Raw genomic sequence first — 21,294 nt, forward strand, 5'->3', positions numbered from 1 at the left:
GCGCAGGAGCTGGTAAGCCAGCTCCTGCGCGGACTCAGTCATCCAGCTGTTGAGGAGCAGCCTGCTTGGCTGCCTTACCCGTTTTGGGAGCGTTCTTGCCAGGTGCAGGTTCTGGCGCAGCTGGCGCGGTCGGCGCAGCCGCTTCTTTCTCGGCCATCGGCATCTGGTCGATAGCGCTGAAAAACTCCTTGAGGTCGAGGGTGTCCGGTGGCACGGTCTTCTCGAGTTTCTTCTCTCCGTCCTTGCCGATCAGGATCACCTTGGTGCCGCTGCCGGCCCCCAGCTTTAGGGCGCGGATCAGTGCGTTGGTTTCCGGTGGCGTAAGTTTCTTGTTGTCCTTGGCTTCCTTGGCGAACTTCTCACCTTCGGCGCCGATGCTGCCGAACTTCACGGTGTAGAACACCATGTTGCGCTCTTCAAAGGACTGTTTGGTGGCAGGTTCGTCCAGCTGTTTCCTGATAGTCGCCAAGGTGTCGTTGCCGGAATCCAGCTCCACCACCACCAGCGGCCGGGCCTTGCCCAGGTCCTGCTTGAGCGGATCGATATCATCAGCGGCCAGCAACGGCCCCGTAAAAGCCATCAAGGTAGCCAGGGTCAGCGACCGGATGAGCATGCGCACCTCCTTTGAATTCCATGCAGGGTTCTTGAGTTTCATGTCTGCGACAGCCAAATTCAAGGATGATTCCTACACCACCATGAGAAGCGTAGGTCAGGACGCCCGCTACGCAAGGGTTGGGGGCTGACCAGGGCCATTGTTTCTTCTGGTTACGAGACCTTCCACTGCGGCCAATGCCGGGCAAAAACGGGCGCGACAACAGGGTCGGCGTCCACTCGTTCCAGGGTCTGCGCAAATCCCGGCGCCAGTCTTGCGAGCTCCTCACGCGCCTCATCCCAACGTGACACTGCCGCCGCCATGATCCCCAGTGCATTCGGCACACCGGTGGGCGTGAACAGCTGGTCGGCAAACTGCTCGGCGAACACCACCCACGCCTGGTGCAAATAGCGCCGAGTACCCGCAATCAATTGTGCTTGCAGCGCCTCATCCGCGTTGCCCAGCCAGCGTTGTGGGTAGTCGATGATGCCGATTGCCGAATAGCAATTGGCGGCGATGTACAGCAGGCCGCGCAGGATCTGCGTACGATTGCCGGCCAGCAGCTCGGCTTCGGGATATTCCAGGCCCAGGTGGATCAGGATAGCGGCGCTTTCGGTCAGCACCTGGCCGTCGGGAGTGACCAGGGTGGGGATCTGTTTCAGCGGATTGATGCGCGCGAGCGCGTCGCTACCCTCGCCCTCCTGCCAGGAACTGGCGTCCACGCGATGCCACGGCACCGCGCAACGCTGCAGGGCAATTTCGATCATGCAGGAACCGGATTCGTCGGTGCCGTAGAGTGTGTACATGGGCCTTTGCTCCTCATCGCAGCATTTTGATTTGCACTAGCCAGGCCTGGCTAGCGGCCATACCGAATCAAGTTTAGAACAAGCCCATCTGCCCGCCCACCAAGGTGCCGAAATCGTCATTCACGAACGGCAGGATCGCATCGGCCACCGGCTGCAATTGTCGGGTGACGTAGTGGTCGTAGTCGATGGGCGCTTGCCGCACTTCCAGCGGCTGCGGGCCGTTGACGCTGATCACATAGCTGATCCAGCCACCGCGCTGGTACTGGCGCGGGCGCCCCAGGCGGTCGTTGTACTCGTCGGCCAGGCGCGCGGCTCGTACATGGGGCGGGACGTTGCGCTCGTAGTCGTGCAAAGGCCGGCGCAGACGCTTGCGGTAGATCAGCAGCTCATCGAATTCGCCGCTCAACGTACGCCGAACGTAGTCGCGAATGTAATCCTGATGGGGCTGGCGATGAAAGATGCGCTGGTAGAGCTCCTGCTGGAATCGCCGGGCCAGGGGCGACCAGTCGCTGCGTACGGTTTCCAGGCCCTTGTAGACCATTTCTTCGCTGCCATCGCCGCGCACGACCAAGCCGGCGTAGCGCTTTTTGCTGCCCTCCTCCGCGCCACGGATGGTCGGCATCAGGAAGCGGCTGAAGTGGGTTTCGTATTGCAGCTCCAGGGCGCTCTGCAAGCCGTACTCCTTGCTCAAGTGCGTACGCCACCAATCGTTGACGTGTTGCACCAGCGCCAGGCCGATGCGATTGGCATCCTCCGGGGCATGGGCACTGCCAAGCCAGACGAAGGTGGAGTCGGTGTCGCCGTAGATCACTTCGTAACCCTGGGCCTCCACCAGCTCGCGGGTCTGGCGCATGATCTGGTGCCCACGCAGGGTGATCGAGGACGCCAGCCGCGTGTCGAAGAACCGACAGCCGCTGGAGCCGAGCACGCCATAGAAAGCGTTCATGATGATCTTCAGGGCTTGGGACAGCGGCGCGTTATTTTCGCGCTTAGCCACTTCGCGGCCCTCGGAAACGCGGGTGACGATCGACGGCAAACAATGACGGGTGCGGGAAAAACGCGCGCCGCGAAAACCTTCCACCGACTCACTGTCGTCGGGATACTTGAGGCCTTCGATCAAGCCCACAGGGTCGATCAGGAAGCTGCGGATGATCGACGGATAGAGACTTTTATAGTCCAGCACCAGCACCGACTCGTAGAGGCCCGGACGGGAGTCCATGACAAACCCGCCGGGGCTGGCTTGGGGCGGTTTGTCACCTAGGTTCGGCGCGACGAAGCCCTGGCGGTGCATCAACGGCATGTACAGATGGGTGAATGCGGCGACCGAACCGCCGCTGCGGTCAGCAGGCAATCCGGTGACACTGGCCCGCTCCAGCAGGAACTTGAGCAGCTCGGTCTTCGCGAAAATCCGCGTGACCAGTTCGCAGTCCTTGAGGTTGTAGCGCGCCAGGGCCGGCTTGTCCTCGGCGAACATGCGGTTGATTTCGTCCATGCGCTGGTAGGGCGTGGAGATGTCCTTGCCTTCGCCGAGCAGGGTTTGCGCGACGTTTTCCAGGCTGAAGGATTCGAAGCTCCAGGTGGCCGAACGCAAGGCTTCGATGCCGTCGATGATCAGCCGTCCCGCCGCCGCGGCGAAGTAATGGTTGCGACTGCCGTGTTCGCGCCAGGTCATGGCTTCACCGCCACGCCCGAGCAGCAGGGGCACGTTCAGGCGCTGGGCGTGTTCGTGGAGCACACGCAGGTCGAACTGCACCACATTCCAGCCGATGATCGCGTCGGGGTCGAAGGTGACCAGCCATTGATTGAGGCGTTCAAGCAGTTGGGCACGGGTGTCGCAATAGTCGAGCTTGAAGTCCACCGCGTCGGGTTTGTTCGGCGGGCCGAGCATGTATACCTGGCGCTCGCCGCAACCCTCGAGGGCAATGGAATACAGATCGCCCTGGGCGGTGGTCTCGATGTCCAGGGACACCAGCTTCAATTGCGGACGGTAGTCAGGAGCGGGCTTCATCTGCGCGTCGAGCAATGTGCCGTTCGCGTCGGGCGTGCCGCCGAACCACACGGGGGCAGTGATAAAGCGCTCCATCATGTAACGCTCGGGTGGGCGTACGTCACCTTCGTAGACATCGACCCCGGCAGTGCGCAGGCGCTTTTCGATGTCCATCAACTGGCGGTGCTGGCGGGCATAAAGGCCCAAGACCGGACGATGGTGGAAGTCGCACAGTTGCAACGGGCGCAGCTCAAGATCGCGCTCGCCCTTGAGCAGCCAATCGAGCGGCTTGCGGTGCGCCTCGGGGATGAACACCACCGAGGTCTGCGCGGGCAGGCGAATGCAGCGAGGCCCATGGTCGGTGGCCAGCCAGAAACTGACCTCCGTGCCCGCCGGGGTGTCGCGCCAATGCCGGGTCAAAACAAAACCCTGCTGTAAATCCACCGTACCGCACCTCAGGAATCGCGTTAAGGGCGTGATTCTACTCGGCATCCGTGCAAACGCGGCAGGTTAACGCGCATCCAGACGGTCATCTCATAAATTTGTTGCAGATCGTTAATAGTAATTACTATCATCTGCGCTGGAGTCGTATTCGCGCAGTGAGGAAGCGCAAAGTCGTTGTCCACTTCCTCACACCGTTGACGGTTCGCCGTCAGGATCGATCATGCCCATCTGTAACGCTCCCACTGTGCCGTTTCGCCCCACCCTGCTCGCCCTTTGCTGTTCCCTGAGTTTTGCTGCACAGGCGGCACCGCCAGCGGGTGCGGATAACGCATTGGAGCTAGGCGCAACCAGCATCAATGCCGAAGCGCCCGCGCCCACCGCATTGCCACCCGAGTTTGCAGGTGGCCAGGTGGCACGCGGTGGCCAATTGGGTGTTCTGGGCAACCAGGACATCATGGACGTGCCCTTCAGCATGTCCTCCTACACCGAGAAACTGATTCGCGACCAGCAGGCGGAAACCGTCGGCGACGTGTTGCTCAATGACTCTTCCGTGCGTCAGGCCTCGGGGTATGCGAACCAGTCACAGACTTTCATGATCCGTGGCCTGCCGTTGAATGGCGACGACATTTCCTATAACGGCTTGTATGGCATCCTGCCGCGCCAGATCATCTCCACCGACGCCCTGGAGCGCGTAGAAGTGTTCAAGGGCCCCAACGCCTTTATCAATGGCGTCACCCCCACTGGCTCGGGGATTGGCGGCGGTGTCAACCTGCAACCCAAGCGCGCCGATGATGTACCGCTGCGGCGGTTCAGCACCGACATCAGCAGCGATGGGCGGATTGGCGAGCACTTGGATATCGGCCAGCGTTTCGGTGAAGACAACCAGTTTGGCGCACGGGTCAACCTGTCCCAGCGCGAAGGCGATACCGGCATTGACGATGAAAACCAGCGTTCGAAGCTGTTTGCCGTCGGCCTCGACTACCGCGGCGATGCGTTGCGCCTGTCCGGTGATTTTGTGTATCAGAAGCAACGTATCAACGGCGGACGCAACTCGGTATTCCTCGGCAAGATCACCCACGTGCCGGATGCGCCCTCGGCAGATACCAACTATGCGCCGAGCTGGAGCAGTACCAACCTTGAAGATACCTTGGGGATGCTGCGCGCCGAGTACGACCTGAACGAGAACTGGACCGCCTATGCAGCAGCGGGTGCCAAGCACAGCCGTGAGATGGGGCGCTACTCGTCGGTGACCTTGAGCGATAACTTCGGTAATGCCAACGCCAGCGGTTCGACCATCGCCCGCGAAGAAAACAACACCAGCGCGATGGGCGGCCTGAACGGCAAGTTCCAGACTGGGGCCGTCAGTCATCGGCTCAACTTCGGCCTGGCTGGTATCTGGACCGAGGAGCGCAACGCCTATGTGTTTGCCAGCGCCAAGACACCGACCAATATCTATCACCCTGTGACCGGCGCACCACCGGCCTTGAACAGCCCACGCAATACCCCAGGTACCGACTTCAGCGACCCGACTATCACCGGCAAGACTTTCGTGCGCAGCGCAGCAGTGTCCGACACTCTCGGCTTCTTCGATGACCGCCTGCTGGTGACCCTGGGTGCCCGCCGCCAACAGATGGTGGTACAGAGTTACAACTACATGAGCGGCAGCCGCACCGCCAACTATGACGAATCGATCACCACGCCGGTGTACGGCATCGTGTTCAAGCCATGGGAGCATGTGTCGCTGTATGCCAACCGCATCGAAGGCCTGGCACAGGGCCCGACGTCGCCGCTCAAATCAGGCGAACTGACGGTCATCGGTGGCGGGCAAGCCTATGCGCCCGCGCGCTCCAAGCAGATCGAAGCTGGCGTCAAGGTGGACATGGGCACCTATGGCGCGACACTGGGCGTCTATCGTATCGAGCAGCCCGGCGCAGGTTATGCCGAGGCCATCGACGCCACCACGGCGCGCTACGTGCGTGAAGGCGAGCAGATCAACAAGGGCGTCGAGCTGAACGTCTTCGGCGAACCGGTCAGCGGCCTGCGCTTGCTGGGCGGAGTGACGCTGATGAAGACCGAACTCAAGGGCACCCTCAACGGCGCCAATGACGGCAACCGTGCCATCGGCGTTCCTTCATTCCAGCTCAACGCCGGTGTGGATTGGGATGTACCCGGCCTGCAAGGCGTGACCCTCAGCGGCCGCATGCTACGCACCGGCGGCCAGTACGCCGATGCAGCCAACAACCTGAGCCTGCCGGCCTGGAACCGCTTCGACGTCGGTGCGCGCTATACCTTCACACTGGATGAGCGCGAGGTGACGGTGGGCGCAACGGTGGAGAACGTCGCCAACCAGAAGTACTGGGAATCGGCCCAGGGTGGGTTCCTGAGCCAGGGTGATCCGCGAGTGGCGAAGTTGTCGGCGACGATTGATTTCTAAACGCGTGAAAACATGGGGGGCTGAACTCCCCCTTGTATCCCATCACTTCGGCGGGGTTTCGCTCAGGTAGTTTTCGATGTTGCCCACCTGCTCATCCCAGCCACGGGAGTTCATCTTGAAGGCTTTCTGGCGCCGGGCCTCGGGCACGTTGTCAAAACCGGATTCAACAACCCGCAACAAGATGCCCGGCGCACGATCCTCAATGGTGAACTCCACCAGGGTCGGTGTTTCCTCGTCGTAGTCGACGCCCGCTTCTACCGCGTAAGGGTGCCACCAGAAAGAAAACAGCGTTTGCGGCAGGATGCGTTCGATCCTGACCTTCCACACCACATGTTCGTAGCCTGGATAGGTAATCGGCGCTTCGAGGGTTTCCCCGGCAACAAAGGTTTTGCCCTTGAGCGCGATACCGAACCAATCACCAAATTGCTCGGCCTGCGTCAGTGCCTCCCAAACCTGCTTGCGTGATGCGTTGAGCAGGACTTTTCGTTCGATGCGATCTAATACGTGCATGAGTCACCTCCTCCATTGAACAGTAGGCGACATCGATCAATGCGCAACCTTCAGTTGTGCGCGATGATGATGACCCCATCCTTGACCTGACCATAGGTTATGACTGACCCATTGAATGGAAGTTGCTTGTGCAAAGCGGTGCGCTACCAGGTGGACAGCCTGGACATGCCCATCAGTCACTGCCACTGCAAAAGCTGTCGCAAGGCGCACGCGGCCGCGTTTGTCGCCACGGCCGGGGTGATGCGCGAACACTTTCGCTGGACGCAGGGTGAAGAACTGCTGTCGTCCTTTGAATCTTCACCGGGCAAACGCCGGCATTTCTGCTCACGCTGCGGCTCACATCTGATCGCCGAACGTGGGCATCAGCCTCACGTGATTGTGCGGGTGGCGACGCTGGATGATGACCCAGGCACCCGGCCCACCTCGCATATCTGGACGTCCCATGAGGTACCCTGGCTTGCCTATGACGGCGTTGAGCGCTGGGACGAATGGAAGGCCTGAGTCAGACGCGTGGGTCGCCTGGCGCCTTGGCGGGTGTCGCATATTGCGGTTTGAGATGACCTTCCTGGTCGAGCAGCCAAGCGTCCATGATCTGTCGCACCACGGGCCCGGCCACACGGCCGCCGGCCTCACCGTTTTCGATCATGACTGAAATCACGATTTTCGGATGTTCGGCCGGCGCGAAGCCGACGAACAAGGCGTTATCGCGATGGCGCTCCAACGTCTTGTTGCGGTTGTAGCGCTCACCCTGCTTGATCGCCACTACCTGGGCGGTACCACTCTTGCCGGCGATGCGATATTGGGCACCTTGCGCTGCGGCCCGGGCAATACCGCGTGGATCGTGCATCACCAATTGCATGCCGTGGTTGACCTGCTCCCAATCACGCGGATCCTTGAGGACCACGTTGGGCATCGGGTTTTCGTCCACGGGGGGTATGCCGTTGATGGTCTTGGCCAGATGTGGCCGGTTCCAAACACCTTTGTTGGCGATCAATGCGGTGGCCTGGGCCAATTGCAGCGGCGTCACCTGCATATAGCCCTGGCCGATACCGAGGATCACGGTTTCACCCGGGAACCATGGCTGGCGACGGGTCGCACGTTTCCAGGCCTGGGAAGGCATCAGGCCCGCAGACTCTTCGAACATGTCCAGGGATACTTTCTGACCGAGGCCGAACTCGGCGAGATAGTCATGTAGACGGTCGATGCCCAGCTTGTGGGCCAGGTCGTAGAAGTAAGTGTCGTTGGAACGCATGATGGCCGCGTCCATGTCCACCCAGCCGTCGCCGCTGTGATTCCAGTTGCGGTATTTGTGATCGAAGTCCGGCAGCTGGTAGTAACCGGGATCGAACACCCGGGTTTGCGGGGTGACAACGCCACTGTCGAGGCCGGCGATGGCCACTTCCGGCTTGATGGTGGAACCCGGCGCATAGAGCCCGCGCAGTACGCGGTTGAACAGTGGGCGGTCGATGGAATCGTGCAGCGCAGCGTATTCTTTGAAGCTGATGCCAGTGACGAACAGGTTAGGGTCGAAACTCGGCTTGCTGACCATCGCCAGTACTTCACCGGTTTGCGGATCCAGGGCCACCACCGAACCACGACGGTCGCCCAGGGCCTCTTCGGCGGCTTCCTGTAGCTTGACGTCGAGGCTAAGGACGATGTTTTTACCAGGGATTGGGTCAGTGTGCTTGAGCACCCGCAATACGCGTCCCTGGGCATTAGTCTCGACCTCTTCATACCCGACGTGGCCGTGCAGTTCGGACTCGTAGAAACGCTCGATCCCGGTCTTGCCGATGGACTGGGTACCGCGGTATTCCACGGAATCGAGGGTCTTGGATTCTTTTTCGTTAATGCGACCGACGTAACCAATGGAATGCGCAAAGTGCGCGCCCAGTGGGTAATGACGAACGAATTGTGGCTCGACGTCCACGCCAGGTAGACGGAACTCGTTGACGGCCAACACGGCGATTTGTTCTTCGGTCAACTCATAGAACAAGGTGACGGGAACAAACGGGTGACGAGCCTGCTTGAGCGCCTTATCGAACACCGCACGGTCTTCGGCAGGCAGGTGCAGCAGATTGACGATTGCGTCCAGCTCGCCCTTGAGATCGGTGGTGCGCTCGCGGGTGATAGTCAGGTTGTAACTCGGACGGTTGTCGGCCAGCACTACGCCATTGCGGTCATAGATCAAGCCGCGAGTCGGGGTGATGGGCAGTACGTGGACCCGGTTGTTTTCGGAAATCGTGGAGTGATAGTCGTACTGCACCACCTGCAGGAAATACATGCGCCCTACCAGGGCACAGGTGATGCCGATCACCAACAGCGCACAGGCGAGCAAGCGCTTGTTGACCAGGCGGTTTTCTTTTTCGTGATCTTTGATAGGTATCGGTTCAGGCATTTCTACAGCATCTCGTTGAAAAAGGTCGACGCCGCCTCCTGCGGATAAAGATCAATCCTTGTGAAAATGTGCTGCACCATACCAAAAATGCAGAAACACTTTGCATCGATTTCCCTCAACGGCAGGTTATTTAATGGGGATGAGGACCAGGAACTGAGGGCATTTCCGAGCGCCCAAAACAAAACCCCAACTGCTTTCGCAATTGGGGTTTCGGAATTTAATCTTGACGATGACCTACTCTCACATGGGGAAACCCCACACTACCATCGGCGATGCATCGTTTCACTACTGAGTTCGGGATGGGATCAGGTGGTTCCAATGCTCTATGGTCGTCAAGAAATTCGGGTACTGAGTCGTGGCCAGCTGGCCTCGCTTCAGCAAATTGGGTATGTGACAGCGGTCGGTGCTTTGTGAGCGTCGAACTTTCGGTTCATTTCGTCTTCACACACCGCAATCTGATGCTCGTTAGAGAAACAAATTGCTTGGGTGTTATATGGTCAAGCCTCACGGGCAATTAGTATTGGTTAGCTCAACGCCTCACAGCGCTTACACACCCAACCTATCAACGTCGTAGTCTTCGACGGCCCTTCAGGGGACTCAAGGTCCCGGTGAGATCTCATCTTGAGGCTAGTTTCCCGCTTAGATGCTTTCAGCGGTTATCTATTCCGAACATAGCTACCCGGCAATGCCACTGGCGTGACAACCGGAACACCAGAGGTTCGTCCACTCCGGTCCTCTCGTACTAGGAGCAGCCCCTCTCAAATCTCAAACGTCCACGGCAGATAGGGACCGAACTGTCTCACGACGTTCTAAACCCAGCTCGCGTACCACTTTAAATGGCGAACAGCCATACCCTTGGGACCGGCTTCAGCCCCAGGATGTGATGAGCCGACATCGAGGTGCCAAACACCGCCGTCGATATGAACTCTTGGGCGGTATCAGCCTGTTATCCCCGGAGTACCTTTTATCCGTTGAGCGATGGCCCTTCCATACAGAACCACCGGATCACTAAGACCTACTTTCGTACCTGCTCGACGTGTCTGTCTCGCAGTCAAGCGCGCTTTTGCCTTTATACTCTACGACCGATTTCCGACCGGTCTGAGCGCACCTTCGTACTCCTCCGTTACTCTTTAGGAGGAGACCGCCCCAGTCAAACTACCCACCATACACTGTCCTCGATCCGGATAACGGACCTGAGTTAGAACCTCAAAGTTGCCAGGGTGGTATTTCAAGGTTGGCTCCACGCAGACTGGCGTCCACGCTTCAAAGCCTCCCACCTATCCTACACAAGCAAATTCAAAGTCCAGTGCAAAGCTATAGTAAAGGTTCACGGGGTCTTTCCGTCTAGCCGCGGATACACTGCATCTTCACAGCGATTTCAATTTCACTGAGTCTCGGGTGGAGACAGCGCCGCCATCGTTACGCCATTCGTGCAGGTCGGAACTTACCCGACAAGGAATTTCGCTACCTTAGGACCGTTATAGTTACGGCCGCCGTTTACCGGGGCTTCGATCAAGAGCTTCGCGTTAGCTAACCCCATCAATTAACCTTCCGGCACCGGGCAGGCGTCACACCCTATACGTCCACTTTCGTGTTTGCAGAGTGCTGTGTTTTTAATAAACAGTCGCAGCGGCCTGGTATCTTCGACCGGCATGAGCTTACGGAGCAAGTCCTTCACCCTCACCGGCGCACCTTCTCCCGAAGTTACGGTGCCATTTTGCCTAGTTCCTTCACCCGAGTTCTCTCAAGCGCCTTGGTATTCTCTACCCAACCACCTGTGTCGGTTTGGGGTACGGTTCCTGGTTACCTGAAGCTTAGAAGCTTTTCTTGGAAGCATGGCATCAACCACTTCGTCATCTAAAAGATGACTCGTCATCAGCTCTCGGCCTTAAGATCCCGGATTTACCTAAGATCTCAGCCTACCACCTTAAACTTGGACAACCAACGCCAAGCTGGCCTAGCCTTCTCCGTCCCTCCATCGCAATAACCAGAAGTACAGGAATATTAACCTGTTTTCCATCGACTACGCTTTTCAGCCTCGCCTTAGGGACCGACTAACCCTGCGTCGATTAACGTTGCGCAGGAAACCTTGGTCTTTCGGCGTGGGTGTTTTTCACACCCATTGTCGTTACTCATGTCAGCATTCGCACTTCTGATACCTCCAGCAAGCTTCTCAACTCACCTTCACAGGCTTACAGAACGCTCCTCTACCGCATCACTTACGTGATACCCGTAGCTTCGGTGTATGGTTTGAGCCCCGTTACATCTTCCGCGCAGGCCGACTCGACTAGTGAGCTATTACGCTTTCTTTAAAGGGTGGCTGCTTCTAAGCCAACCTCCTAGCTGTCTAAGCCTTCCCACATCGTTTCCCACTTAACCATAACTTTGGGACCTTAGCTGACGGTCTGGGTTGTTTCCCTTTTCACGACGGACGTTAGCACCCGCCGTGTGTCTCCCATGCTCGGCACTTGTAGGTATTCGGAGTTTGCATCGGTTTGGTAAGTCGGGATGACCCCCTAGCCGAAACAGTGCTCTACCCCCTACAGTGATACATGAGGCGCTACCTAAATAGCTTTCGAGGAGAACCAGCTATCTCCGAGCTTGATTAGCCTTTCACTCCGATCCACAGGTCATCCGCTAACTTTTCAACGGTAGTCGGTTCGGTCCTCCAGTTAGTGTTACCCAACCTTCAACCTGCCCATGGATAGATCGCCCGGTTTCGGGTCTATTCCCAGCGACTAGACGCCCTATTAAGACTCGCTTTCGCTACGCCTCCCCTATTCGGTTAAGCTCGCCACTGAAAATAAGTCGCTGACCCATTATACAAAAGGTACGCAGTCACCCAACAAAGTGGGCTCCCACTGCTTGTACGCATACGGTTTCAGGATCTATTTCACTCCCCTCTCCGGGGTTCTTTTCGCCTTTCCCTCACGGTACTAGTTCACTATCGGTCAGTCAGTAGTATTTAGCCTTGGAGGATGGTCCCCCCATATTCAGACAAAGTTTCTCGTGCTCCGTCCTACTCGATTTCATGACTAAGAGATTTTCGCGTACAGGGCTATCACCCACTATGGCCGCACTTTCCAGAGCGTTCCGCTAATCTCAAAGCCACTTAAGGGCTAGTCCCCGTTCGCTCGCCACTACTAAGGGAATCTCGGTTGATTTCTTTTCCTCAGGGTACTTAGATGTTTCAGTTCCCCTGGTTCGCCTCTTGCACCTATGTATTCAGTACAAGATAACCATCTTATGATGGCTGGGTTCCCCCATTCAGACATCTCCGGATCAAAGTCTGTTTGCCGACTCCCCGAAGCTTTTCGCAGGCTACCACGTCTTTCATCGCCTCTGACTGCCAAGGCATCCACCGTATGCGCTTCTTCACTTGACCATATAACCCCAAGCAATCTGGTTATACTGTGAAGACGACATTCGCCGAAAATTCGAATTTCTCAATTAAGAGAACTCACAAATTTTACCTTAGCCTGATCCGTTACCAGTGAAAGTAACGTTCAGTCTATCTTTCTATCACATACCCAAATTTTTAAAGAACGATCTAATCAAAGACTAGAAATCAATATTCACTTCAGAATATTCATTTCTAAACTCTAACAGCAGAAGCAGTTAATGGTGGAGCCAAACGGGATCGAACCGTTGACCTCCTGCGTGCAAGGCAGGCGCTCTCCCAGCTGAGCTATGGCCCCATAACAAAATTGGTGGGTCTGGGCAGATTCGAACTGCCGACCTCACCCTTATCAGGGGTGCGCTCTAACCAACTGAGCTACAGACCCAATTTCGAGCGCAACTGATTAGCTAAGAGCTATCAGCTTGGAGCTTAAAGCTGCTTCTATCGTCTTCTTCAATGAATCAAGCAATTCGTGTGGGAACTTATGGAGCAGCTGATGTCGTCGATTAAGGAGGTGATCCAGCCGCAGGTTCCCCTACGGCTACCTTGTTACGACTTCACCCCAGTCATGAATCACACCGTGGTAACCGTCCCCCCGAAGGTTAGACTAGCTACTTCTGGTGCAACCCACTCCCATGGTGTGACGGGCGGTGTGTACAAGGCCCGGGAACGTATTCACCGCGACATTCTGATTCGCGATTACTAGCGATTCCGACTTCACGCAGTCGAGTTGCAGACTGCGATCCGGACTACGATCGGTTTTCTGGGATTAGCTCCACCTCGCGGCTTGGCAACCCTCTGTACCGACCATTGTAGCACGTGTGTAGCCCAGGCCGTAAGGGCCATGATGACTTGACGTCATCCCCACCTTCCTCCGGTTTGTCACCGGCAGTCTCCTTAGAGTGCCCACCATTACGTGCTGGTAACTAAGGACAAGGGTTGCGCTCGTTACGGGACTTAACCCAACATCTCACGACACGAGCTGACGACAGCCATGCAGCACCTGTCTCAATGTTCCCGAAGGCACCAATCTATCTCTAGAAAGTTCATTGGATGTCAAGGCCTGGTAAGGTTCTTCGCGTTGCTTCGAATTAAACCACATGCTCCACCGCTTGTGCGGGCCCCCGTCAATTCATTTGAGTTTTAACCTTGCGGCCGTACTCCCCAGGCGGTCAACTTAATGCGTTAGCTGCGCCACTAAGAGCTCAAGGCTCCCAACGGCTAGTTGACATCGTTTACGGCGTGGACTACCAGGGTATCTAATCCTGTTTGCTCCCCACGCTTTCGCACCTCAGTGTCAGTATCAGTCCAGGTGGTCGCCTTCGCCACTGGTGTTCCTTCCTATATCTACGCATTTCACCGCTACACAGGAAATTCCACCACCCTCTACCATACTCTAGTCAGTCAGTTTTGAATGCAGTTCCCAGGTTGAGCCCGGGGATTTCACATCCAACTTAACAAACCACCTACGCGCGCTTTACGCCCAGTAATTCCGATTAACGCTTGCACCCTCTGTATTACCGCGGCTGCTGGCACAGAGTTAGCCGGTGCTTATTCTGTCGGTAACGTCAAAATTGCAGAGTATTAATCTACAACCCTTCCTCCCAACTTAAAGTGCTTTACAATCCGAAGACCTTCTTCACACACGCGGCATGGCTGGATCAGGCTTTCGCCCATTGTCCAATATTCCCCACTGCTGCCTCCCGTAGGAGTCTGGACCGTGTCTCAGTTCCAGTGTGACTGATCATCCTCTCAGACCAGTTACGGATCGTCGCCTTGGTGAGCCATTACCCCACCAACTAGCTAATCCGACCTAGGCTCATCTGATAGCGCAAGGCCCGAAGGTCCCCTGCTTTCTCCCGTAGGACGTATGCGGTATTAGCGTCCGTTTCCGAACGTTATCCCCCACTACCAGGCAGATTCCTAGGCATTACTCACCCGTCCGCCGCTCTCAAGAGAAGCAAGCTTCTCTCTACCGCTCGACTTGCATGTGTTAGGCCTGCCGCCAGCGTTCAATCTGAGCCATGATCAAACTCTTCAGTTCAAACATCTTTGGGTTTTTAAGAAACCCTAAACTTGGCTCAGCAATCGTTGGTTACATCTTTGATTTCTCGCGGAGTAACTTGTGATGCTGATAATCTTGTTGACTATCAGTCTGACTCCACAAGCACCCACACGAATTGCTTGATTCAGTTGTTAAAGAGCGGTTGGTTAAGAGCTTTCGTCTCAACCGAGGCGCGCATTCTACAGCAGCCTCATTTGCTGTCAAGTGATTATTTTCAGAAGCTTTCGAAGATTTCTTCAACAACTTCAACCACTTGCGCTTCTGATCTCTCATCAGCGGGAGGCGAATTCTACAGCGTTACACGCTGCTGTCAACACCTCTTTTTCAACTTCCTTTGGGCTTCGATGAACTGAAGCTACTTGCTGCCGAAAACTTCATAACTCATTGTTTACCAAGGAGTTTTCCGTTTCGACTGCGCCGGAAGTGGGGCGAATTATAGGCTTTCAGAATTTGCCGTCAAGGCTTAATTCAGGTTTTCTATCAATACAGCTGCAAACGCCATAATCCTTCTATATAGAAGGACTTAAACGGCAAATTGAGCAATATATTGCTCATCACTGAACAGTTAAGCATCATAGCGACATCTGCTCATCGACTATGACTTCGGAAGAACACCTCCAATGACCACCCCTCCCCGCGGCTTGGCCTGCGCACTGTTTCCCGTCGGCCTGCTGTTGATCGCCATGGCCTCCATCCAATCCGGTGCCTCACTGGCCAAGAGCATGTTCCCTATTGTCGGCGCGCAAGGCACTACTACTCTGCGCTTGATCTTCGCCAGTGTGATCATGCTGCTTTTATTACGCCCATGGCGCGCCAAGCTGACGGCAAAGTCCCTGCGCACAGTGATCATCTACGGAATGGCGCTGGGTGGCATGAACTTCCTCTTCTATATGTCCCTGCGCACCGTGCCCTTGGGAATTGCGGTAGCACTGGAATTCACAGGCCCGCTCGCCGTCGCTATCTACGCGTCGCGGCGAGCAGTCGACTTCCTCTGGATTGCGCTCGCAATCATCGGCCTGCTCCTGCTGATCCCGATGGGCGAGGCCAGCAGCGGTATCGACTGGGTTGGGGCCGCTTACGCGCTGGGCGCAGGCGTATGCTGGGCGCTCTATATCCTGTTTGGCCAAAAGGCGGGGAATGACAACGGTGTCCAGACCGCCGCCCTCGGCGTAATGATTGCAGCCCTGTTCGTAGCGCCGATCGGCATCGTGCATGCCGGCGCCGCATTGCTGACGCCCGCCCTGATCCCTATCGCCATTGGCGTTGCGATTCTGTCGACCGCCTTGCCCTATACGTTGGAGATGGTCGCACTGACTCGCCTCCCCGCACGCACATTCGGTACGCTGATGAGTATCGAACCGGCGTTCGGCGCCCTCTCCGGCCTATTCTTCCTGAATGAGCACCTATCCCTCGCCCAGTGGCTGGCGATTACCTGCATTATCCTGGCTTCCGTGGGCGCCACTTTGACGATGCGCAACGAATCAAAACCGCTGGTACCCGCTGACTGACCCTCTTTAACACCAACTCTGGTATTTGCCGCTCATTTAGGCCATGTTTAAGCCGTAACCGAATGTCATTCATGGAGAATTTCGACACGGACAGCATGAACGCTACGCTCGAGAGCGAGTAAGCGGCTCTGTTCTTCTGCAGAGCGGCTATTAAGGATGGGAATGAAACGAATTTTGATACTGTTGCTGGTTGTGGGCATCGCTGGCTGTGCTGCAACCACCAAAACAGAAGTGAAACGGGGCAAAAAAGGGTTGCACATCAACTGTTCTGGCCTGTCCTCCTCCTGGGACCAGTGCTACACCAGTGCAGCCAACTCATGCGGCGCCAAGGGGTATCGGGTGATTGCCAAGTCCGGCGACAACTCCGAGGAGCCTGGGGACTATCCCTTCGGCCTCAATCCTGCCGGCTATACCAGCCGCAGTATGATCGTCATCTGTAAATAGCTGCCGAGCAGCCTCTCTTGGCTGCTCGTCTCAAATTCCCACCACATTCCAAATGCCTTTTGCGACACGGCGGCTAAACTCCTGCTCGATCATCGAGCCAATGGAGTTCCCATGACGCACAACAAGAAAATCGTATTGGTAGTCGGTGCAGGTGACGCAACCGGTGGCGCCATCGCCAAGCGCTTTGCCCGCGAAGGCTACATTGCCTGCGTTACCCGTCGCAGCGCCGACAGACTGCAACCCCTGGTAGACAGCATCCAATCGGCAGGCGGTGAAGCCCACGGTTTTGCCTGTGACGCACGTAAAGAAGAAGACGTTATCGCACTGGTCGAGCAAATCGAGACCGAACTCGGGCCTATTGAAGCGTTTGTCTTCAACATCGGCGCCAACGTGCCTTGCAGCATTCTGGAAGAAACCGCACGCAAGTATTTCAAAATCTGGGAAATGGCGTGTTTTTCCGGTTTCTTGAATGCACGTGAAGTTGCCAAGCGAATGGTCACCCGTAACCGCGGCACCCTCCTGTTTACCGGCGCGACTGCGGGCTTGCGCGGAGCCGCAGGGTTCGCCGCGTTCGCCGGTGCAAAGCACGGCATCCGCGCCCTCGCCCAAAGCATGGCGCGGGAATTAGGCCCGATGGGCATCCACGTCGCCCATGTGGTGGTCGACGGAGCCATCGATACCGACTTTATTCGCGATAACTTCCCGCAAAAATATGCCCTCAAGGACCAGGACGGCATCCTCAACCCAGACCACATTGCCGACAACTACTGGTACCTGCATAGCCAGCCACGTGATGCGTGGACGTTCGAACTGGATCTGCGCCCCTGGAACGAACCCTGGTAACACGCCCCTATAACAATAAGCAGCGAGTATCGACCATGAGTAAAACCCTGGAGTTTTTCTTCGATCTGGGCAGCCCTGCCACTTACCTGGCCTACACCCAGCTGCCGGCTCTCTGCGCCGAAACGGGCGCACAGCTGGTGTATCAGCCGATGCTGTTGGGCGGCGTATTCAAGGCCACTGGCAATGCCTCACCGATCATGGTGCCGGCCAAGGGGCGCTACATGCTGGATGACTTGGCGCGTTACGCCAAACGCTACAATGTACCGCTCAGGTTTAACCCGAACTTCCCCATCAATACCCTGATACTGATGCGCGCAATCACCGGCATGCAAATCCACCAGGCTGAGCGCCTCCTCGACTTTATCGACTGCCTGTTCCGTGCGCTCTGGGTAGAAGGCCGTCACCTGGGCGATCCCGAGGTGCTGGCCAGTGTTCTCAGCGAACATGGGTTTGATCCAGGGCAAGTACTGGCCCTGTCCAATGACGAAACCGTCAAGAACGCGCTCAAGGACAACACCGAACAAGCCGTCAAACGCGGCGTGTTCGGCGCCCCCAGCTTTTTTGTCGACAACCAGCTGTTCTTTGGCCAGGACCGTCTGGACTTTGTGCGCGAAGCTCTCAGCTAGATTTCGCTTGCAGCCGGCGCGGGCCGGCTGCAATAAATCAAATGGCCGCGGTGCGCACCTGCAGCCACTCGAGCGCCGCACCACTGAGCAACGGGCTCAAGCGCTCACGCACTTCGGCGTGGTACGCGTTGAACCACTCACGCTCGTCCGCCGTCAGCAACGACGGCTCCAGGCAACGGGTATCAATCGGGCACAAGGTCAGGGTTTCGAACTTGAGGAATTCGCCAAACTCGGTCTTGCCCGCTTCACGGTTCAGTACCAGGTTTTCAATACGCACGCCCCAACGGCCGGGACGATAAGTACCTGGTTCAATCGAAGTAATCATCCCCGGCTGCATCGCCGTTTGTGGCGCAGCAACGGCCTGGTAAGCAATGACCTGCGGGCCCTCATGCACATTGAGGAAATAACCTACGCCATGGCCTGTGCCGTGGCCGTAGTCCACCCCTTCGGCCCAGATCGGCGCACGAGCAATGGCGTCCAGCAATGGTGACAGGATGCCTTTGGGGAAGTGCGCACGGGACAGGGCAATCACTCCCTTGAGCACACGTGTGCAATCGCGTTTCTGCTCTTCACTCGGCGTACCGATGGGCACCATGCGGGTGATGTCGGTGGTTCCGCCCAGGTATTGGCCACCCGAGTCGATCAACAGCAAGCCATCCCCTTCGATCAGCGCGTGTTCTTCTTCGGTGGCGTGGTAGTGCGGCATCGCGCCATTGGCGTTGAACGCGGCAATGGTGTTGAAGCTAAGCGACACATAACCGGGGCGACGGGTACGCGCAGCGGTCAGGTGTTCGTCGATAGTCAGTTCGGTAATGCGCTCGCGGCCCAGGGCGCTATCGAGCCAGGCGAAAAATTCGCACAATGCCGCGCCATCCTGCTCCATGGCCTGTCGGATATGTTCCGCGTCCGCCAGGCTCTTGCGCGATTTGGCAAGGGTGGTCGGGTTCAGACCTTCCACCAGCTTGACGCCAGTGTCGAGGTTTTCCAGCAAGCCAGCCGTCACGCGTGCGGGGTCCACCTGCAAGCTTGCACCCGACGGCACGGCACGCAGCGCATCGGCCACTTCGCTGTAGTCGCGCAAGGTCACGCCATCCTGCTCAAGCATGGCCCTGAGTTCGGCATCGACCTTGCCCAGCGCCACAAACAAGGTGGCCTGCTGTTGATTGATCAACGCAAAGGACACGAACACCGGATTGAACGACACATCACCGCCGCGCAGGTTGAATAACCAGGCGATGTCATCCAGCGTCGCGATGAAATGCCAATCGGCGCCCTTGTCTTTCAAACTGGCGCGCAATGCGGCAAGTTTCTCGCCACGGCTGACGGTGGCTTGGGGCGGCAGATGCTGGTAGATCGGCTGGTTCGGCAGCGCCGGGCGGTCTTGCCAGACTTCGTTGAGCAGGTCGATATCGGTACGCAGGCGGGCACCGCGCTCGACCAGCTTGCTGCCCAGGGTACGCGCCGAGGCCACGGCCATGACCGCGCCATCCACGGCCACCACGCCGCCTTCGGGGGTTTGCTCGGCCAGCCACTCCAGCGGCCCAGGTTGGCCCGGTTGCAGTTTGACCAGCTCGATGCCGCTGCCCTTGAGTTCCTTGGTCGCCTGTTCCCAGTAGCGGCTATCAGCCCAGACCCCGGCAAAATCCGCCGTGACGATCAGTGTTCCCACCGAACCATGAAACCCCGACAACCATTGGCGCCCTTGCCAGTAACCCGGCAAGTACTCGGACAAGTGCGGGTCGGCCGATGGCACCAGCAGGGCATGAATGCCCTCGCGGCGCATCAGTTCACGGGTATGCGCCAGGCGCTGGGGAACCGTTCCATGGGTCAAAGGCTGCGTACTCATTGTGTCTCCTGCTAACCACGAATAATTGTTATATGTTGCGAAAGATAAATCAGACCGCCCAGAACGCCGGCGCGCTGGCCAGTGCGGCGTTGATCAGCCGGGCCGCTTCGTCGATATCCTGTTCGGTGGTAAACCGGCCCAGGCTCAAGCGGATAGTGCGTCCGGCGCTGCGTACATCATGCCCCAAGGCCAGGAGCACATGGGACGGCGCATTGCTTGACGAATTGCACGCGGAAGTCGCGGAAAAGGCAATGCCCGCGCTCAGTGCGGCGGAATTGAATTCGCCTTCGCTGAACGTCAGGCTGAGGGTATGTGGAATACGCTGGGTGGGGCTGCCATTGAGACGCAGGCCGGCGACTGACGCCAGTTGATCCAGCAGGCGCTGGCGCAGCGCAACAATCTTGGCCTTCTCATCAGCGAAGGACGCCGCCGCCAAGGCAAATGCCGTGCCCATGCCTGCAATCTGGTGGGTCGCCAGGGTGCCGGAACGCAATCCGCCTTCGTGGCCTCCACCATGAATCTGCGCCAGTACCTTCTGCTGTGCCCGAGGCCCGACGTACAACGCACCGATCCCCTTGGGACCGTACAGTTTGTGCGCAGAGAACGACATCAAGTCCACCGGCCACTGGGCCAGGTCAATGGCCACCTTGCCCGCCCCCTGCGCCGCATCCACATGGAACAACGCGCCATGCTCACGCACGCGGGCGCCGATGGCCGGGATGTCGTTCAGAGTGCCCAGCTCGTTATTGACCAGCATCAGCGAGACCAGGAAGGTGTCCTCGCGCAGGGCTTCGCTGACGGCGTCGACGCTGATCAAGCCGTGGGCATCCGGCACCAGGTAAGTCACCGCCACGCCGGCGTCCTGCAATTGCCGCGCGGTATCCAGTGTGGCCTTGTGCTCAATCTGGCTGGTGATGATATGCCCACCCGCCACACCACGGGCCTGGGCCACGCCCTTGAGCGCCAGGTTGTTGGATTCTGTAGCACCGGAGGTCCAGACGATCTGCTCAGGCTGGGCGCCGACCAACTCGGCGACCTGGCGACGCGCCTGTTCAACCGTATGCCGAGCCGCCTGGCCAAACGCATGGGAACTGGACGCAGGGTTACCGAAGTTGGCATTGAAGCCCAGGCACTCGACCATCACCTGGATAACCCGATCATCCACCGGCGTAGTGGCGGCGTAGTCGAAATACAACGGACGTTTATTCATGACGTTAAAAACTCGCAGAGCGTATTCCCGAGAGCAGCGTCTCAGGAGGCATCGACCAGAACAGAGGTCGTCAGGTTTAACCGATCGAGTGCCATTAAAGAAGGACCACTTTATTTAAATGTGCGTAGGAACGCTCCTGGAATTCAGCTTAACAGGCTGAAGTAGCCCATGGCAAACAAAAAGC

Annotated in this window: 13 protein-coding genes, 2 tRNA genes and 3 rRNA genes; 6 read left to right on the plus strand and 12 right to left on the minus strand. The window is 57.5% G+C overall.

Features of this window, described 5'->3' with window-relative positions; translation table 11 throughout:
• Window positions 1–34 precede the first annotated feature (34 nt).
• The 3 genes from BLU48_RS14720 to BLU48_RS14730 form a co-directional block, all read right to left on the minus strand.
• On the minus strand, window positions 35–613 hold the full coding sequence (locus BLU48_RS14720; protein ID WP_046069001.1) for a DUF4174 domain-containing protein: 579 nt from the start codon (window positions 611–613) through the stop codon (window positions 35–37).
• Between the two features lie 152 nt (window positions 614–765).
• Entirely contained in the window at window positions 766–1,398 is a 633-nt protein-coding gene (locus BLU48_RS14725) for a glutathione S-transferase N-terminal domain-containing protein (RefSeq protein ID WP_046069002.1), read from the minus strand.
• 73 nt (window positions 1,399–1,471) lie between these two features.
• Window positions 1,472–3,829 carry a DNA polymerase II gene (locus BLU48_RS14730; protein ID WP_057024250.1) on the minus strand — a complete coding sequence of 786 codons (2,358 nt, stop codon included), beginning with the start codon at window positions 3,827–3,829 and terminating at the stop codon, window positions 1,472–1,474.
• Between the two features lie 220 nt (window positions 3,830–4,049).
• On the opposite strand from BLU48_RS14730, the gene BLU48_RS14735 reads away from it, so the two are divergent.
• Window positions 4,050–6,263, plus strand: a complete 2,214-nt coding sequence (locus BLU48_RS14735; RefSeq protein ID WP_057024251.1) for a TonB-dependent receptor — start codon at window positions 4,050–4,052, stop codon at window positions 6,261–6,263.
• A gap of 42 nt (window positions 6,264–6,305) precedes the next feature.
• Here BLU48_RS14735 and BLU48_RS14740 read toward each other — a convergent pair whose 3' ends face one another.
• A complete protein-coding gene (locus tag BLU48_RS14740; RefSeq protein ID WP_057024252.1) occupies window positions 6,306–6,773 on the minus strand; it encodes an SRPBCC family protein in 468 nt (155 codons plus the stop codon).
• Between the two features lie 99 nt (window positions 6,774–6,872).
• Here BLU48_RS14740 and BLU48_RS14745 point away from each other — a divergent pair, with 99 nt between their 5' ends.
• A complete protein-coding gene (locus tag BLU48_RS14745; RefSeq protein WP_057024253.1) occupies window positions 6,873–7,274 on the plus strand; it encodes a GFA family protein in 402 nt (133 codons plus the stop codon).
• Window position 7,275: 1 nt separating this feature from the next.
• On the opposite strand, the gene mrdA is transcribed toward BLU48_RS14745, so the two are convergent.
• From mrdA to BLU48_RS14775, 6 genes are all read right to left on the minus strand, one after another.
• Complete coding sequence (gene mrdA, locus BLU48_RS14750; protein ID WP_057024254.1) at window positions 7,276–9,168, minus strand: penicillin-binding protein 2; 1,893 nt, start codon at window positions 9,166–9,168, stop codon at window positions 7,276–7,278.
• A 221-nt stretch (window positions 9,169–9,389) separates the two neighbouring features.
• A 5S ribosomal RNA gene (gene rrf / locus BLU48_RS14755) occupies window positions 9,390–9,505 on the minus strand.
• Window positions 9,506–9,661: 156 nt separating this feature from the next.
• A 23S ribosomal RNA gene (locus tag BLU48_RS14760) occupies window positions 9,662–12,553 on the minus strand.
• A gap of 237 nt (window positions 12,554–12,790) precedes the next feature.
• Window positions 12,791–12,866, minus strand: a tRNA-Ala gene (locus tag BLU48_RS14765).
• Between the two features lie 10 nt (window positions 12,867–12,876).
• A tRNA-Ile gene (locus BLU48_RS14770) sits at window positions 12,877–12,953 on the minus strand.
• 122 nt (window positions 12,954–13,075) lie between these two features.
• A 16S ribosomal RNA gene (locus BLU48_RS14775) occupies window positions 13,076–14,612 on the minus strand.
• The 16S, 23S and 5S rRNA genes sit together here with 2 tRNA genes alongside, the layout of an rRNA operon.
• A 641-nt stretch (window positions 14,613–15,253) precedes the next feature.
• Between BLU48_RS14775 and rhtA the strand changes: the two genes are divergently transcribed.
• From rhtA to BLU48_RS14800, 4 genes are all read left to right on the plus strand, one after another.
• Window positions 15,254–16,141 (plus strand): threonine/homoserine exporter RhtA, encoded by an 888-nt coding sequence (gene rhtA, locus BLU48_RS14785; RefSeq protein WP_057023776.1) that lies wholly within the window; start codon window positions 15,254–15,256, stop codon window positions 16,139–16,141.
• A 162-nt stretch (window positions 16,142–16,303) separates the two neighbouring features.
• A complete protein-coding gene (locus BLU48_RS14790) occupies window positions 16,304–16,585 on the plus strand; it encodes a hypothetical protein (protein ID WP_003190182.1) in 282 nt (93 codons plus the stop codon).
• A 111-nt stretch (window positions 16,586–16,696) separates the two neighbouring features.
• The gene (locus BLU48_RS14795) at window positions 16,697–17,428 is read left to right on the plus strand and encodes an SDR family oxidoreductase (RefSeq protein ID WP_057023775.1); all 732 of its coding nucleotides are present in this window, start codon (window positions 16,697–16,699) and stop codon (window positions 17,426–17,428) included.
• 35 nt (window positions 17,429–17,463) lie between these two features.
• Complete coding sequence (locus BLU48_RS14800; RefSeq protein WP_057023774.1) at window positions 17,464–18,054, plus strand: 2-hydroxychromene-2-carboxylate isomerase; 591 nt, start codon at window positions 17,464–17,466, stop codon at window positions 18,052–18,054.
• A 37-nt stretch (window positions 18,055–18,091) separates the two neighbouring features.
• On the opposite strand, the gene BLU48_RS14805 is transcribed toward BLU48_RS14800, so the two are convergent.
• On the minus strand, window positions 18,092–19,900 hold the full coding sequence (locus BLU48_RS14805) for an aminopeptidase P family protein (RefSeq protein ID WP_057023773.1): 1,809 nt from the start codon (window positions 19,898–19,900) through the stop codon (window positions 18,092–18,094).
• Between the two features lie 49 nt (window positions 19,901–19,949).
• Window positions 19,950–21,110 carry a cysteine desulfurase family protein gene (locus BLU48_RS14810; RefSeq protein ID WP_057023772.1) on the minus strand — a complete coding sequence of 387 codons (1,161 nt, stop codon included), beginning with the start codon at window positions 21,108–21,110 and terminating at the stop codon, window positions 19,950–19,952.
• Between the last annotated feature and the right edge of the window lie 184 nt (window positions 21,111–21,294).

This window comes from Pseudomonas synxantha, assembly GCF_900105675.1.
Classification (GTDB): Bacteria; Pseudomonadota; Gammaproteobacteria; order Pseudomonadales; family Pseudomonadaceae; genus Aquipseudomonas; species Aquipseudomonas synxantha.